The following is a 14,548-nucleotide window of genomic DNA, read 5'->3' on the forward strand; positions in this document are numbered from 1 at the left end:
TGGCAGGTCAGGCGCCTACGCTCCCGGGATGGACGATCTGACGCTGGTACGGGACCACACGGTCTACCGGTGTGTGATGGGCTCCCGGGCGTTCGGGCTGGCGACGGAGGCGAGCGACACCGACCTGCGCGGTGTCTACCTCGCCCCGACGCCGCTGTTCTGGCGGCTCGACAAGCCCCCCACGCACGTGGAGGGCCCTCGGGAGGAGGAGTTCTCCTGGGAGCTGGAGCGCTTCTGCGAACTCGCCCTGCGGGCCAATCCCAACATCCTGGAGTGCCTGCACTCCCCCCTGGTGGAAGAGGTCACCCCGGTCGGCGAGGAGCTGCTCTCCCTCCGCGGGGCCTTCCTCTCCCGCCGGGCCCACACCAGCTTCAGCCGCTACGCGGCCTCGCAGCGCGGCAAGCTCCTCGCGGACGTCCGGGTCCACGGCGCCCCGCGCTGGAAGCACGCCATGCACCTGCTGCGCCTGCTGCTGTCCTGCCGTGACCTCCTGCGCACCGGCCGGCTGACCATCGACGCCGGCCCGCACCGCGACCGCCTGCTCGCGGTCCGCCGCGGCGAGCTCACCTGGGAGGAGGTGGACGCCTGGATGGCCCGCCTCCAGGAGGAGACGGAGTCGGCCCTGGCCTCCACCGTGCTGCCCGCGGAGCCGGACCGGGCGCGGGTGCAGGACTTCCTGGTCCGCACCCGCCGCGCGTCGGCCGGGTAGCTCAGTCGCGCGCCGTGCGCCGCCGTACGACGAACTCGTCGAGGGCGGCGTACGCCGACACCTGCTCGGGCAGCGCGGACACGGCCTGGGCCTCGTCCAGCACCGCGTGCAGCGCCTCGATGTCCGCGCGCACACCACCGAGCGGCGGGCCCGCGTAGCCCCCGTGTTCGGCGGCCACCTTGGCCTCGATCAGGGCGGCGAGGTACGGGGGCGCCTCCGGCACCTCGGCCAGCAGGGTCGGCAGGTGGGCCTGCACCTCGCCCGACCGCATGAGGTGGATGCCGGTGAGCAGCGCCCGGAACGCGTAGAGCAGCGGTTTGAGTTCGGCGGCCTTCTCGAAGAGCCGCCACTGGGTGCCGGCGAACCCCCGGTAGTGGTGGGCGTGGTGGGAGGTCAGCACCCCGGGGGCCAGCGCGATCAGTTCCTCGTGCGCCGGTGTCGTGTGGACCACGAGCGGGGAGAGCAGCTGCTCCAGGACGTAGCCGTTGCGGTTCAGCATCAGGCGGACGAACTTGCGCAGGTCGTGCGTGACGAGGTCCATCTCCACGTCGTCCCGGTCCCACATGCGGCTGCGGGTCTCCTCCGGCTCGCGCAGGCCCAGCAGGTCCTGGGCCGGGAGCAGGTGGGCGCCGCGCAGGTCGATGTCGGAGTCCCGGGACGGGAAGCCGTACAGGTGCGCGCCGGAGACCGTGGCGAAGAGCAGCGGGTCGGGCTGCTCCGCCACGACGGGGGTCAGGTCGAGACTCAGTGCGTCCAGCATGGATCAAGCATCCCAGAGGGCGCCGAAGGCCAGGAGTTCGTCCCGGTACTCGATGCGGCCCTCCCATTCCCGGGGCCAGACGTCCGCGCCGAGGTGGGCTCCGGCGAAGGCCCCGGCGAGGCAGGCGATGGAGTCGGAGTCGCCGCGCGTGCAGGCGGCCCGGCGCAGCGCGGCGAGCGGCTCGTCGGGGAAGAGCAGGAAGCAGTGCAGGGCGGTGGCGAGGGCCTCCTCGGCGATCCAGCCGTCGCCCGTGGCCAGGCAGGGGTCGGTCTCCGGGGAGGGGGACCGCAGGGCGGCCGCCAGCCGGTCCAGGACCGCCAGGCATTCGTCCCAGCCCCGGGCGATGAAGGACTCCGGGGAGGCGTCGGACGCGGTCCGCATCCACAGGTCGCCGAGCCAGCGCTCGTGGTAGCGGGTGCGGTTCTCCAGGGCGTACGAACGCAGCCGTCCGACGAGCCCCGTCACCTCGGTGCCCTCGACCAGCAGGTGCACCGCCCGCGCGGTCAGGTCGGAGGCGGCGAGCGCCGTGGGGTGCCCGTGGGTGAGGGCCGACTGGAGCTGCGCGGCGCCGGCCCGCTCCTCCTCGGTCCAGTCCGGCACCAGCCCGACCGGGACCACGCGCATGTTGGCGCCGCAGCCCTTGGAGCCGATCTGGCTGGCGTCGCGCCAGTCACGGTCCGGGGTGTCCAGCAGCCGGCAGGCCGTCATACAGGTGCGGCCGGGGGCCCGGTTGTTCTCCGGGGAGTGGTACCAGTCGACGAACTCCTCGCGGACCGGCCGGGTCAGGCGCAGCGGCCCCACCCGTCCCCGCTCGGCCGCCGTACGCATGCCGCGGGCCAGGGCGAGGGTCATCTGGGTGTCGTCCGTGACGATCGCCGGCCGCGGCAGGCTCATCTCGCGCCAAGGTCCCGTCTTGGCCAGGATCGAGGGCACGTCGTTGAACTCGGTCGGGAAGCCGAGGGCGTCGCCCAGGGCCAGCCCGATCATGGCGCCGGTGGCGGCTCGCTTGGTGGTCATCGGGTGGATCCTTCCGGTCGCAGCAGGGGTGGGTGGAGGGTGGTCGCCGGACCGGGCCGGTAGAGGGCGGCCGGTTTGCCGCGGCCACCGGTCAGCCGGGCGGCGCCCGGTACGGCTTCGACGAACCCCTGCGTCGCCAGGACCTTGCGGCGGAAGTTGGGGCGGTCGAGGCTGGTGTTCCAGACGGTCTCGTAGACGGACTGCAGCTCGCCGAGGGTGAACTCGGGCGGGCAGAACCCGGTGGCCAGGCAGGTGTACTCCAGCTTGGCGCCGATCCGCTCGCGGGCGTCCGCCAGGATCACCGCGTGGTCGAAGGCGAGCTCCGACACGTCCTGCACGGCCAGCCAGCGGGCGTGGGCCGCGTCCCCGCCGCCCTCGGCCGCCGGCTCCGGCAGGTCCGGGACGAGGGCGGTGAAGGCCACCGAGACCACCCGCATCCGGGGGTCGCGGTCCGGTTCGCTGTACGTGCGCAGCTGTTCCAGGTGGAGCGCGGCGACGAGTCGCTCCGGCAGGCCGGTCTCCTCGGCCAGTTCGCGCCGGGCGGCGGTCTCGGCGGACTCCCGCGGCAGGACGAACCCGCCGGGCAGCGCCCAGGCCCCGGCGTACGGTTCCTGGCCGCGCCGGATCAGCAGCACGTGCAGGGCGCCGGCGCGCACGGTGAACACGGCCAGGTCGACGGTCACCGCGAACGGCTCGAAGGCGTACGGGTCATAGCCGGCGGTCATCGGTTCTCCGGAAGGGGGTCGGTGAAGTGCCAGCCCTCGGCCAGCAGTCCGTCCACGGCCCGGACGGCCGTCTCCAGCCGGGCCGCCCGATCCCCGCGTACGACGAGGAAACGCCTTCCGGTGCGCTCCAGTTCCGCCCGGAACCGCTCGGTCATCCACGGCCGCAGGTGCTCCCCGTCCCGCAGTCCGTCGTCCTCGAAGGGCACGTCGGTGTGGTCGGTGAGCAGGTACAGGTCCCGCCGGGTGAGGTCGGCGATCCGCTCGACCTCCTCGTTGCGGCCGCCCATGTACCGCTCGTGCCAGATCCCGGTCGCGAAGGAGTCGGTGTCGCAGAACAGCACGGGTGAGCCGAGCCGGGCGGCGTGCTCCTCGTCCGCGTCCTGGTGGCGGGCGATGAGCGGGAACTCCTCGGAGGTGAAGGACACGTCCGCCCAGGAGGCCGCCGGGTCGGCGGCGCGGGCGGCCGCCAGCTTCTCCTCGCTGAACCGGCGCCCGTACTCGGGGACCCAGCCCGTCTTGGCCCATACACCGCCGCGGTGGCGGTAGTGGTCGGCGAGGGCCCGCGAGAGCGTGGTGGTCCCGGTGGACTCCGCGCCGAGGACGACGACCCGCCGGGTGAGGGCGGCCCGGACGGCCGGCCCGAGGAACTCCCAGGAGCCGGCCGGGTCCCGGCGTACCGCCGTCCCGGACACGGGGAACAGCGTGCGTTCCCGGTCCACCAGGACCTCCTCGGCGCCGAACCTGCGGGCGAGCTCGCTCCCGTACTCCTCCGAGGTGAAGACGGCGTCCACCCGCCCGGGGACCGCGCCGCGGAAGACCGCCATGTGGGCCTCCCAGATGTCCGGGTCGTGCAGGTCGACGGGGATGTCGTCCACCGCGCCGACGACCTCGGCCCCGGGGTGCGCCTCACGCATCCAGGCGACCCGGTCGGCGAGCGGGACCGACTCGACGGAGGCCGCGCACACCAGCACGGTCAGCCGTTCGCACTGGTCCTGGGCGGTGCGCACGAGGTGGTGGTGGCCGGCGTGCGGCGGGTAGAACTTGCCGAGGACCAGGCCGTGCTCGTGGCGTCTCATGCCGTCGCCCGCGCCGTCGTACGGGTGTCCCGCGCCGGCAGCGAGCGCCGCCAGCCGAGGAGTCCGACCACGCACAGGGCGAGGAAGCCCACGTAGAGCGCGGAGGTCAGGTAGAGGCCCTTGTAGGCGTAGAGCGGGATGTAGACGAGGTCGGCGGCGATCCACAGCCACCAGGACTCGACGAGCTTGCGGCACTGCCCGTACGTGGCGGCGAGCGAGAGCCCGGTGGTGGCCGCGTCCCAGAAGGGGACGGTGGAGTCGGTGGCCCGGCTCAGCAGCAGCGTGAGTGCGAGCACCCCCACCGCCCCCGCCGCGGCGAGCCCGACCCATTCGGTGCGCGTGGTGCGGCGCACCGGCAGGGCCTCGGCGGATCCTGGTCCACCCCCGTGGGTCCAGGACCACCAGCCGTAGGCGGCGAGGGCGATGAAGACGATCTGGAGCCCGGCGTCGGCGTAGAGGCCGGCCTGGGCGAAGAGCACGATGAAGAAGATGTTGTTGGCGATGCCGATCGGCCAGTTGGCCACGTGCTGCCGGGCGACCAACCAGACGCACAGGGCGCCGGTGGCGAAGCCGAGCACCTCGGTCCAGCTCATGGTCCAGCTCATGCCGACCCCCTCGAACGTTTAATGGTCAGACTGACTATAAACAGTGATCGGGGTGCCCGACAAGCAGAAAACCCGCGATGCCCAGGGGCACCGCGGGTTTTCCGTGTTCGGTCCGGCCGCCCGTGGGGCGACCGGCCTGCGTCCTAGAGACCGACCTCGCGCATCAGCATGCCGACCTCGGTGTTGGTCAGGCGGCGCAGCCAGCCGGACTTCTGGTCGCCCAGCTCGATCGGACCGAAGGAGGTCCGGACGAGCTTGTCGACGGGGAAGCCCGCCTCGGCCAGCATGCGGCGGACGATGTGCTTGCGACCCTCGTGGAGGGTGACCTCGACCAGGTAGTTCTTGCCGACCTGGTCGACGACGCGGAAGTTGTCGGCGCGGGCGTACCCGTCCTCCAGCTCGATGCCGTCCTTGAGCCGCTTGCCGATGTCGCGCGGCAGCGAGCCGGTGATCGCGGCCACGTACGTCTTCTGCACGCCGTACTTCGGGTGCGTGAGGCGGTGGGCGAGCTCACCGTGGTTGGTGAGCAGGATGATGCCCTCGGTCTCGGTGTCGAGCCGGCCGACGTGGAAGAGACGGGTCTCACGGTTGGTGACGTAGTCACCGAGGCACTGACGGCCGTCCGGGTCCTCCATGGTGGAGACGACACCGGCGGGCTTGTTCAGCGCGAAGAACAGGTACGACTGGGTGGCGACGGTCAGGCCGTCCACCTTGATCTCGTCCTTCGGCAGGACGCGCTTGCCCTGCTCCAGCACGATCTCGCCGTTGACCTCGACGCGGGCCTGCTCGATGAGCTCCTCGCAGGCGCGGCGCGAACCCATGCCGGCGCGGGCGAGCACCTTCTGCAGACGCTCACCCTCCTCCTCGGCACCCGGGAAGGTCTTCGGGGTCTTGACCACGGGCTTGTCGGCGTACCGGTCGCGCACGCGCTCCTCGATGCGCGCGTCCAGCTCACGCGGACGGGACTGGCCGCTGCGGCTGCCGGGGCCGCTGCGCGGGCCGCCGGCGCCGCCGATGCCGGGGGTCCTGGAGGTACGGGGACCGCCCTTGGCGCCACCGCGCGCCGCGGCGCCACGGGCACCGCCGCCGCCCGCCTTGGGGCCGCTGCGTCCGCTGCGCTCGCCCTCGGGGCCGACGTCGTAACGGCGCTCCTCGGGACGCGGGTTGCGGATGCGGGGCGCCGGCTGGTCGCGGTCGCGCGAGTCGGAGCCGCCCTGGTAGCCACCACCGGAGCTACCGCCACGGGAGCCGCCGCCCTGGTAGCCGCCGCCGGAGCTGCCGCCACGGGAGCCGCCGCCCTGGTAGCCGCCGCCGGAGCTGCCGCCACGGGAGCCGCCGGAGCCGCCGGAGCTGCCGCCCCGGTAACCGCCGCCGGAGCTACCGCCACGGGAGCCGCCCGAGCCGCTGCCACCGCCGGAGCCGCTCCCGCGGTAGCCACCGCCGCCGCTGGAGGAGCCGCCGCGGGAGTTACCGCGCCCGCCGCCACCGCCGCCGCTGTTCCTGTTGCCGCCACCGTTGCCGTTGCCGCTGCTTCGCATCAAAGTTCCGTCGTCTTGTCGTCTTCATCGGTGTCCGGTGCGTCCGGATCGAACGACGGCACACCTTCTTGCGTCTCGGCTTCGATCGCGTCCGCCTCGGGGAGGAAGGGCGCGAGCTCCGGGAGCTCGTCCAGGCCACGCAGGCCCATCCGCTCCAGAAAGTAGTTCGTCGTCCTGTATAGGATCGCACCTGTTTCGGGTTCCGTCCCCGCCTCCTCCACCAGACCGCGCTGGAGGAGGGTCCGCATGACCCCGTCGCAGTTGACTCCGCGGACCGCCGAGACCCGCGATCGGCTGACCGGCTGGCGGTACGCGACGACCGCCAGGGTCTCCAGGGCCGCCTGGGTGAGCCGGGCCTGCCGGCCGTCCAGGACGAAGCCCTCCACGGCGGGCGCGTACTCGGCCCGGGTGTAGAACCGCCAGCCGCCGGCCACCAGCCGCAGCTCGAAGCCCCGACGCGCGGCCGTGTACTCGTCGGCCAGCTCCCGCAGCGCCTGCGCGACCTCGCGCGGGGTGCGCTCCAGCACCTTGGCCAGGTGCGCCTCGGTGGCCGGCTCGTCCACGACCATGAGCACGGCCTCCAGGGCCGGCTTCAGCTCCAGCGCGGCCACCGCGCTCACGTCGCCGTTCAATCCTTCGCCTCCACGATCCGGTCGAACTCGTCGGTCACGGTCGGCATGCCGTCACCGTCCCCGCCGCTCCAGCGCACGGTGAGGGTCCGCAGGGCCTCCTCCTGGTCGAGGACGACCGCCTTCTCCCGGTAGAGCTCCAGCAGGGCCAGGAAGCGCGCGACGACGGTGAGGGTGTCCTCGGCGTCCTCGGTGAGCTCCTGGAAGGTGGCCTCCCCGCGCGCCTTCAGCATCCGCACCACCAGGCCGGCCTGCTCGCGGACGCTGACCAGGGGGGCGTGGATGTGGTCCACGTACACCTGGGGCTCGGCCCTGGGCTGCATGGCCTTCACCGCGAGCCGGGCGAACCCCTCCGGCCCGAGGCTGATGACGACCTCGGGCAGCAGGTCCGCGTGGTGGGGCTCCAGCCCGACCGTGCGCGGGTACCGCCTGCCCTCGGCCTCCGCGCGCCGTTCGAAGATCTCGGCGATCTGCTTGTACGCGCGGTACTGAAGCAGGCGCGCGAAGAGCAGGTCCCGGGCCTCCAACAGGGCCAGGTCCGCCTCGTCCTCCACCTCGGCGACCGGCAGCAGCCGGGCGGCCTTCAGGTCGAGCAGGGTGGCGGCGACGACGAGGAACTCGGTGGTCTGGTCGAGGTCCCAGTCGGGCCCCATGGCACGGATGTACGCCATGAACTCGTCGGTGACCTGGGACAGCGCGACCTCGGTGACGTCGAGCTTGTGCCGCGAGATCAGCTGGAGCAGCAGGTCGAAGGGGCCCTCGAAGTTGGCGAGCCGCAGGGTGAACCGCCCGTCGCCGCCCGCGGGGCTCGCGCGGTCCGGGCTCGCGGTCGTCCCGGCCGCCGGGGAAGGGTCGGGCCCAGGCGGCTCCTGCGGGCCGTCTGCGGGGTTGGGGGAACGTTCCGGCTCGGTACCGCCCGCCGCCGGCGCGGGGCTCTCAGCGGGCGCCTCAGGGGCTTCGGAGGTCTCGGGGACGTCGTGGACCTCGGGCGCTTGCGGGCCGTCGGGAGCTCCAGGGCCTTCCCGATCCGCTCCCGCGTCGTACGCCTCCGGCCGCCGGGCCGGGTCGGGGGCGCCGGGGCCTCGGCCCAGGACGCGCCGGGTCGGTCGGCCGGATTCGGCGGGGAAGGGCATCGCGGTCCAGGAGGTGCATGGGGGCGGCGTGGAGGGCCGGGCGCCGTGGCCGCGGCCACCAGCAGCCTACGGGCTCCCCCGCGCTCCCCGGCGGATCACCGCCCGGCACGGCGGCCGGGCCGCGGTTCGCCCGGAGACGCCTTCCGTCGGGTGGACCACCGCCGGGGGCCGGCTCGGGGAAGGCACGCGCCGCGGGCCGCGCAGCGACGCGCCGGCGGCCCGGACGGGCGGGGGCACCGGGAAAGGCGGGCCCGCAGGGCGGTCAGCGGCCGCGCAGGCGCCGTACGAGGATGCTCGCGTCCCCGCGGGATTCCAGATCGGCGAGGACGACCGCGACCGCCTCGCGGACGATGCGGCCCCGGTCCACCGCCAGCCCGTGCTCCCCGCGCAGCACCAGCCGCGCGTGCTCCAGGTCCATGAGCTCCTCGGCGGAGACGTAGACCGTGATCTTCTCGTCGTGGCGCTCACGGCCACTGGGGCGCCGGTTCGCGCCCCGGCCCTGCCCCTTGCCCCGGCGGCCCGCGCCGGCCGGGGCCGACCCCACGCCGCCCGCCGGGCCGGCAGAACCTTCCTGCGGCCGCCTGGGTTGCCCCACGACGGGCCCGCCGGTGTCCGCGGCGGCCGCGGCCTCCCGGCCGCGACCCTCGCTCCCCGTGCCCTCGGCCGAAGTGGCCGAGTGTTCCGCGGCGGGCGACTCCTCGACCCCGCGCCGCGGTGAGGACGACTGGAGCGCCATCCCCCCGGTCGTACGGAACAGTTCGTCGGCTCCGGGCAGACTCACTCGGCGTGACACCGGGCGAGCACCTCCCTGGCGAGCTGGCGGTAGGCGGCGGCGCCGACGGAGTTGGACGCGTACGTCGTGATGGGCTCACCGGCGACCGTGGTCTCCGGGAAGCGCACCGTGCGGCCGATGACCGTGTGGTAGACGTGGTCGTCGAAGGCCTCGACGACGCGCGCCAGCACCTCACGGCTGTGCACCGTACGGGAGTCGTACATCGTGGCGAGGATGCCGTCGAGCTCCAGCTCGGGGTTGAGCCGCTCCTGCACCTTCTCGATGGTCTCGGTCAGCAGCGCCACGCCGCGCAGCGCGAAGAACTCGCACTCCAGCGGGACGATGACCTTGTGAGCCGCCGTCAGGGCGTTCACGGTCAGCAGACCGAGCGAAGGCTGACAGTCGATCACGATGTAGTCGTAGTCGGCCAGCAGGGGCTTCAGGGCCCGCTGCAGGGTGGACTCGCGCGCGACCTCACTGACCAACTGCACCTCGGCAGCGGACAGGTCGATGTTGCTCGGCAGCAGGTCCATGTTGGGGACCGCCGTCTTGAGCAGCACCTCGTCGGCCGACATGCCCCGCTCCATGAGCAGGTTGTAGACGGTCAGGTCGAGTTCCATCGGGTTCACGCCGAGACCCACGGACAGCGCGCCCTGCGGGTCGAAGTCGACGAGCAGCACGCGGCGCCCGTACTCGGCGAGCGCGGCACCCAGGTTGATGGTCGACGTGGTCTTGCCCACGCCGCCCTTCTGGTTGCACATCGCGATGATCTTCGCCGGACCGTGGTCGGTCAGCGGACCCGGGATCGGGAAGTACGGAAGCGGGCGTCCGGTCGGGCCGATCCGCTCACGGCGCTGACGGGCAGCGTCGGGGGCGAGAGTGGCCGCGTACTCGGGGTCCGGTTCGTACTCCGCGTCGGGGTCGTAGAAGTGCCCTTCGGGCACATTGTCGTAGTCGGCGAAACCCACGGGCTTTTCGCCGCTCAGGTCGCCGGCCCTGGAGTTCACGTCTAGGCCGTCCATGCTCTTTTGGGGCGTCGTCATGTGCTGGTGGTTTGCGAAGGTGCGTACTGCGACGGAGCCGACAGCTTCGAGCCCGGTAGGGCCCTGGCCCCGCTCAGGCATCCCTGCTCGACCACCCCCAGGAGCAAATGTCGACTCATTCACAAGTCGTCTTACCTCCTCGGACGTGACCAGGACACTTATCGATAGGTCAGCGTGGCACCATGCCGACGGTTGGCGACTCTATGGCGTGTCACCACTCAGCGGCAACACAATCCACCGGACCCGGCACGATGTGTCGGCAACCGAACACCACTCTGTCAAGGGCGCACGAGCCGTCGCTGCGAAGTTTCGCGGGTGCGCGAAAGGGTTAAAGGGTTACGTTCGAGGCGAGTTGAGCGGGGTCCGGGGGCGCCGCGCAAACGCGACCGGCCGGACCTCGCGAGCAAGGTCCGGCCGGATACGTGAGATTGACGTCAGTCGTTGACGTGTCAGCCGAGCAGCGTGCTCAGCTCGAGGGTCTCGAGGCCGTGGGCCTCGGCGACGGGACCGTAAACGACCTGGCCGTCATGGGTGTTGAGGCCCAGGCCGAGCGCGGGGTCACGACGCAGCGCCTCGACCCAGCCGAGGTTGGCGAGCTGCACGATGTAGGGCAGCGTCGCGTTCGTCAGCGCGTAGGTGGAGGTGTTCGGCACCGCGCCCGGCATGTTGGCGACGCAGTAGAAGACCGAGTTGTGGACCGTGAAGGTCGGCTCGGCGTGAGTGGTCGGACGGGAGTCCTCGAAGCAGCCACCCTGGTCGATCGCAATGTCGACAAGGACACTTCCGGGCTTCATCTTGGCGACGAGCTCGTTGGTGACCAGCTTCGGGGCCTTCGCACCCGGGATCAGAACGGCGCCGATGACGAGGTCGGCCTCGACGACGGCCTTCTCCAGCTCGTAGGCGTTGGAGACGATGGTCTTGATCTTCGTACCGAAGATCTTGTCGGCCTCGCGGAGCTTGTTGATGTCGCGGTCGAGCAGGGTCACGTGGAAGCCCATGCCGATGGCGATCTGCGCGGCGTTCCAGCCGGAGACGCCGCCGCCGATGACGACGCACTCGCCGGCGTGGGTGCCGGGGACACCGCCCGGGAGGACGCCGCGGCCGCCGGCCGAGCGCATCAGGTGGTAGGCGCCGACCTGCGGGGCCAGGCGGCCCGCGACCTCGGACATCGGGGCGAGCAGCGGGAGCGCGCGGTTGGCGAGCTCGACCGTCTCGTAGGCGATGGCGGTGGTGCCGGACTCCAGCAGGGCGTCCGTGCACTCGCGGGAGGCCGCGAGGTGCAGGTAGGTGAAGAGCGTCTGGTCCTTGCGGAGGCGGTGGTACTCCTCGGCGATCGGCTCCTTGACCTTGAGCAGCAGGTCGGCGGTGGCCCAGACCTCGTCGGCGGTGCCGAGGATCTCGGCGCCGGCCGAGACGTACTCGGCGTCCGTGATCGAGGAACCCACACCGGCGTTCTGCTCGATGAAGACCTGGTGGCCGTTGCGGACCAGCTCATGCACGCCGGCGGGCGTGATGGCGACCCGGAACTCGTTGTTCTTGACCTCGCGGGGGATGCCGACCTTCATCGTCGATCACGGTCCTTGGCTCAGGGGATTTTCGGGGGCACTTCCATACATACCCGCCCACAAGAACGCGCAACGGGATGCACCACGGGATGTCGTGGTGAAGCCAGTCTAATGAAGGACGACGCGCTGTCTAGCCTTGCAAACAAATAATCTCAGTCGGAATCACTACGGATTTCGCAGGCTGCGGGGTCATCTCCCAGCAATCTGTCGGCTGCGGAGCGGTGCAGCCTGGCAGCTGCGGGGTCTCCCAATCTGTCCAGCGTGTCGGCCAGCCGGACCTGCAGTGCGGCCTGAAGCCGCTGGTCCCCGGCCCGGCGCGCCAGCTCCACCGCCTCGCGGCAGGTGTGCAGCGATTCCTCGGGGCGGCCGGCGTACTCCTGGACGCGCGCCATCTCGCTCAACGCCTTGGCCTGGCCGGGGACGTCGGCCAACTTCCGGTAGCCCGCGGCGGCCGCCCGCCAGCTGCGCAGCGCGTCCCCGTACCGCCCCGCGTACGTGTGGACGTTCCCGAGCCGCCCGTACAACCGGGCCTCGTCGGCGCGCTCGCCCCGGGCGAGGGCCTGGGAGAGCGCCCGGCCGAACCAGTCGGAGGCCCGGTGCCAGTCCGCCAGCTCCTGGTAGGCGCCTCCTACGGATTCCATCGCGCGGCCCGTGGCGTACGGATCCATCGCGGCCCGTCCGGCGTCGAGCGCGGCCCGGTAGCGCTCCAGGGCCTCCTGCGTCCGCCCGGTCGCCGCGTCCACGTCGGCCAGGTTCAGCAGCGCGGCGGCCTGCTCCCGGTGCAGGTTGCGCCGCTCGGCCACGTCCAGGACCAGGCGGTGCAGGCCGTACAGCTCGGGGGCGGCCCCGGCCGTGCCCCGGTGGTCCGCCAGCGCCCGGACCAGGGCCGCGACCAGCCGGCGGGCCAGGGTGTCGAGCCCGCCGTCGGCCACGGCCAGCGAGGCGGCCGCGGTGAGCGCGGGCAGCCGGGTGTCCAGCCAGGTGGCGGCGGCCCGCCGGTCGGGGAACCGCAGGGCGCGCGGCAGGCCGTCCAGCAGTTCGCGCAGGTCGTCGTCGACGGCGGCGTCCACCCCGGGCTCCTCGGCCTCGGCCATGGCCCGGCAGGAGTGCAGCAGCCGTACGGTGCGCTCCAGCATCCGGGCCCGGGCCAGCTGGACCTCGGCGGGGCGTTCCTTGGCCTCAAGGAGGGCCTGGAGCAGCGGCGCGAGGCAGCCGGGCAGCAGGAAGAGGCCGTCGCGGGCGGGGCGGACGAGCCCCAGCCCGGCGAAGTCGTCGAGGGTGGACTGGGCGGCGGCCACGGAGCAACCCGCCAGCGCGGAGGCGGTGTGCGAGTCGACGGTGCCGGCCGGGGCGAGCGGCAGCAGCCGCAGGGTCCGCTGGGCGGGCTGCGGCAGGGACTCGTAGACGAGCCGGAAGCCGCGGGCGAGCGGGCCGCCGGTGGTGGCGGGCATGTCGTGCAGCTGCTTGGCCACGTCGGCGACGGAGGCCTTGGGGTGGGCGGCGAGCCAGCCGCCGACGAGGACGAGGGCTGCGGGCTGGCCCCCGCACTCCTCGGCGAGGGCCTCGGCGGCCCGGGGGTCGGCGGTGACCCGGGTGTCGCCGATGCGCTGGACGAGCAGTTCCACGGCGGAGGGGGTGTCGAGTCCGCCGAGGGTGCAGGGCCGGACGTCGGGGATGCCGGTGAGCGGGCCCTCGGCGGTGACCACGACGAGGCACTCGGGGGTGTCCGGGAGCAGGGCGTCCACCTGCTCGGGGTCGACGGCGTCGTCGACCAGGATGACGGCCCGGCGGCCTTCGAGGGCGGTACGCAGGACGGAGCTCAGCTCGTCCTCACCGGCTCCGGGCGGGGTGGGTCGCCCCAGTTGGTCCAGCAGGCCGCGGACGGCCCGCTCGGTGGCCACGGTGGCCCCGCCGGGGGTGGTGAGCCGGGTGCGGAGCACTCCGTCGGGGTATTCCTCGGCGATCTCCTGCACGAAGGCTTCGGCGAGTGCCGTGCGCCCGGACCCCGGCCGCCCGGCGACGAGCAGCACCCGGGCCCGGGGCGCCTTGGCCTTGCGGCCGGAGAGGGTGTCGAGCCCGGTTCGCGCGATGTCCTCGCGCAGCTCCTTGAGCTCACGCCGCCGCCCGACGAAATCCGCCACGGATCCGCTCCTCTCCCTGCCACCGGATTGCGAGCGTAGTTCACGCAGAGCGACGACTCGTGTGGAGCGCGGCGGGCAAATCCCCCAATCGGATCAGCAGATGGACCTATCTTTCACGCGCCGCTCGCACGGCGGGCCCGGCCGGCCCCGGCGGGGGCCCGCCGGGGCCGGCCGGACTCCGATCATGCGGCCTACACCTCGTACGGGCGGGCCGGCCACGGGGCGAGGGCCGGGCGCAGGGCCTCGATGCCGCCCTCGGAGGCGAGTGCGGCGGCCAGGGCCAGTACTCCGGTCACCAGTCCCGGGTTGTGCAGCTCGCCCGCCAGGACCCCGCTGACCAGGTCCGCGAGCGGGACCCGGGCGATCTCCATGTCCGCCTCCTCCTCGGAGACCTCGTACCGCTCCCCCTCGGCCTCCGCCAGATCCCGCGCGAGGAAGATCCGGACGGCCTCGTCGGATCCGCCGGGCGAGGTGAAGAAGTCGGCGAGCACCCGCCATTCGTCCGCCTTGGCGTGCGCCTCCTCGTACAGCTCCCGCTGGGCGGCGTGCAGCGGGTTCTCGCCGGGTACGTCCAGCAGCCCGGCCGGGAGTTCCCACAGCCGGTGGCGCACCGGGTGGCGGAACTGCTTGAGGACCAGCACCCGCTGCTCCTCGTCGAGGGCGAGCACGCACACGGAGCCCGGGTGCACCTGGTAGTCGCGGCGCACCACCGAGCTGTCGGGCATCCGGACCTGGTCCGACTTCACGGCCGTCTTCGCGCCCTCGAACGGCGTCCGTGAGGCGACGACCTCCCACGACTCCGGTGTGTCCACGATGTCGTTGCCCATGGCCATGG

General features: G+C 72.8%; 14 protein-coding genes. 1 reads left to right on the forward strand and 13 read right to left on the reverse strand.

What is annotated here, in order from left to right:
* The first annotated feature begins 28 nt into the window (after nt 1-28).
* Nucleotides 29-709 carry a nucleotidyltransferase domain-containing protein gene (locus OG624_RS10670; RefSeq protein ID WP_033224968.1) on the forward strand — a complete coding sequence of 227 codons (681 nt, stop codon included), beginning with the start codon at nt 29-31 and terminating at the stop codon, nt 707-709.
* A gap of 1 nt (nt 710) precedes the next feature.
* On the opposite strand, the gene OG624_RS10675 is transcribed toward OG624_RS10670, so the two are convergent.
* The 13 genes from OG624_RS10675 to OG624_RS10735 all read right to left on the reverse strand — a co-directional run bounded on the left by OG624_RS10675 (nt 711) and on the right by OG624_RS10735 (nt 14,540).
* Nucleotides 711-1,469, reverse strand: a complete 759-nt coding sequence (locus OG624_RS10675; RefSeq protein ID WP_033224966.1) for a nucleotidyltransferase domain-containing protein — start codon at nt 1,467-1,469, stop codon at nt 711-713.
* Nucleotides 1,470-1,472: 3 nt separating this feature from the next.
* On the reverse strand, nt 1,473-2,486 hold the full coding sequence (locus OG624_RS10680) for an ADP-ribosylglycohydrolase family protein (RefSeq protein WP_371639357.1): 1,014 nt from the start codon (nt 2,484-2,486) through the stop codon (nt 1,473-1,475).
* On the reverse strand, nt 2,483-3,211 hold the full coding sequence (locus OG624_RS10685; protein WP_371639358.1) for an NUDIX hydrolase: 729 nt from the start codon (nt 3,209-3,211) through the stop codon (nt 2,483-2,485). Before OG624_RS10685 ends, OG624_RS10680 begins: the two co-directional genes overlap by 4 nt.
* Nucleotides 3,208-4,287, reverse strand: a complete 1,080-nt coding sequence (locus tag OG624_RS10690; RefSeq protein WP_033224963.1) for an AAA family ATPase — start codon at nt 4,285-4,287, stop codon at nt 3,208-3,210. The genes OG624_RS10685 and OG624_RS10690 overlap by 4 nt, the downstream gene beginning before the upstream one ends.
* Nucleotides 4,284-4,892, reverse strand: a complete 609-nt coding sequence (gene pnuC / locus OG624_RS10695; protein WP_033224961.1) for a nicotinamide riboside transporter PnuC — start codon at nt 4,890-4,892, stop codon at nt 4,284-4,286. Before pnuC ends, OG624_RS10690 begins: the two co-directional genes overlap by 4 nt.
* Before the next feature lie 143 nt (nt 4,893-5,035).
* Nucleotides 5,036-6,430 carry a pseudouridine synthase gene (locus OG624_RS10700; protein WP_371639359.1) on the reverse strand — a complete coding sequence of 465 codons (1,395 nt, stop codon included), beginning with the start codon at nt 6,428-6,430 and terminating at the stop codon, nt 5,036-5,038.
* A complete protein-coding gene (scpB, locus tag OG624_RS10705; RefSeq protein WP_033224957.1) occupies nt 6,430-7,062 on the reverse strand; it encodes an SMC-Scp complex subunit ScpB in 633 nt (210 codons plus the stop codon). Before scpB ends, OG624_RS10700 begins: the two co-directional genes overlap by 1 nt.
* Nucleotides 7,059-8,192 (reverse strand): segregation and condensation protein A, encoded by a 1,134-nt coding sequence (locus tag OG624_RS10710; RefSeq protein ID WP_371639360.1) that lies wholly within the window; start codon nt 8,190-8,192, stop codon nt 7,059-7,061. Before OG624_RS10710 ends, scpB begins: the two co-directional genes overlap by 4 nt.
* Nucleotides 8,193-8,454: 262 nt before the next feature.
* Nucleotides 8,455-8,985 (reverse strand): hypothetical protein, encoded by a 531-nt coding sequence (locus OG624_RS10715; RefSeq protein ID WP_078909616.1) that lies wholly within the window; start codon nt 8,983-8,985, stop codon nt 8,455-8,457.
* Entirely contained in the window at nt 8,970-10,088 is a 1,119-nt protein-coding gene (locus OG624_RS10720) for a ParA family protein (RefSeq protein WP_078851667.1), read from the reverse strand. Before OG624_RS10720 ends, OG624_RS10715 begins: the two co-directional genes overlap by 16 nt.
* A 368-nt stretch (nt 10,089-10,456) precedes the next feature.
* Nucleotides 10,457-11,572, reverse strand: a complete 1,116-nt coding sequence (ald, locus tag OG624_RS10725; protein ID WP_030729941.1) for an alanine dehydrogenase — start codon at nt 11,570-11,572, stop codon at nt 10,457-10,459.
* 152 nt (nt 11,573-11,724) lie between these two features.
* Complete coding sequence (locus tag OG624_RS10730; protein WP_371639361.1) at nt 11,725-13,713, reverse strand: tetratricopeptide repeat protein; 1,989 nt, start codon at nt 13,711-13,713, stop codon at nt 11,725-11,727.
* Between the two features lie 191 nt (nt 13,714-13,904).
* A complete protein-coding gene (locus OG624_RS10735) occupies nt 13,905-14,540 on the reverse strand; it encodes an NUDIX domain-containing protein (RefSeq protein ID WP_371640847.1) in 636 nt (211 codons plus the stop codon).
* Nucleotides 14,541-14,548 lie beyond the last annotated feature (8 nt).

The organism is Streptomyces virginiae, from assembly GCF_041432505.1.
In the GTDB taxonomy this organism is placed as follows: domain Bacteria; phylum Actinomycetota; class Actinomycetes; order Streptomycetales; family Streptomycetaceae; genus Streptomyces; species Streptomyces virginiae_A.

Excerpts from the sequence above, each read along its gene's own strand:
- OG624_RS10670 (WP_033224968.1), top strand. The coding sequence starts at position 29 with ATGGACGATCTGACGCTGGTACGGGACCACACGGTCTACCGGTGTGTG.
- OG624_RS10675 (WP_033224966.1), bottom strand. The coding sequence starts at position 1,469 with ATGCTGGACGCACTGAGTCTCGACCTGACCCCCGTCGTGGCGGAGCAG.
- OG624_RS10680 (WP_371639357.1), bottom strand. The coding sequence starts at position 2,486 with ATGACCACCAAGCGAGCCGCCACCGGCGCCATGATCGGGCTGGCCCTG.
- OG624_RS10685 (WP_371639358.1), bottom strand. The coding sequence starts at position 3,211 with ATGACCGCCGGCTATGACCCGTACGCCTTCGAGCCGTTCGCGGTGACC.
- OG624_RS10690 (WP_033224963.1), bottom strand. The coding sequence starts at position 4,287 with ATGAGACGCCACGAGCACGGCCTGGTCCTCGGCAAGTTCTACCCGCCG.
- pnuC (WP_033224961.1), bottom strand. The coding sequence starts at position 4,892 with ATGAGCTGGACCATGAGCTGGACCGAGGTGCTCGGCTTCGCCACCGGC.
- OG624_RS10700 (WP_371639359.1), bottom strand. The coding sequence starts at position 6,430 with ATGCGAAGCAGCGGCAACGGCAACGGTGGCGGCAACAGGAACAGCGGC.
- OG624_RS10710 (WP_371639360.1), bottom strand. The coding sequence starts at position 8,192 with ATGCCCTTCCCCGCCGAATCCGGCCGACCGACCCGGCGCGTCCTGGGC.
- OG624_RS10720 (WP_078851667.1), bottom strand. The coding sequence starts at position 10,088 with ATGCCTGAGCGGGGCCAGGGCCCTACCGGGCTCGAAGCTGTCGGCTCC.
- ald (WP_030729941.1), bottom strand. The coding sequence starts at position 11,572 with ATGAAGGTCGGCATCCCCCGCGAGGTCAAGAACAACGAGTTCCGGGTC.
- OG624_RS10735 (WP_371640847.1), bottom strand. The coding sequence starts at position 14,540 with ATGGGCAACGACATCGTGGACACACCGGAGTCGTGGGAGGTCGTCGCC.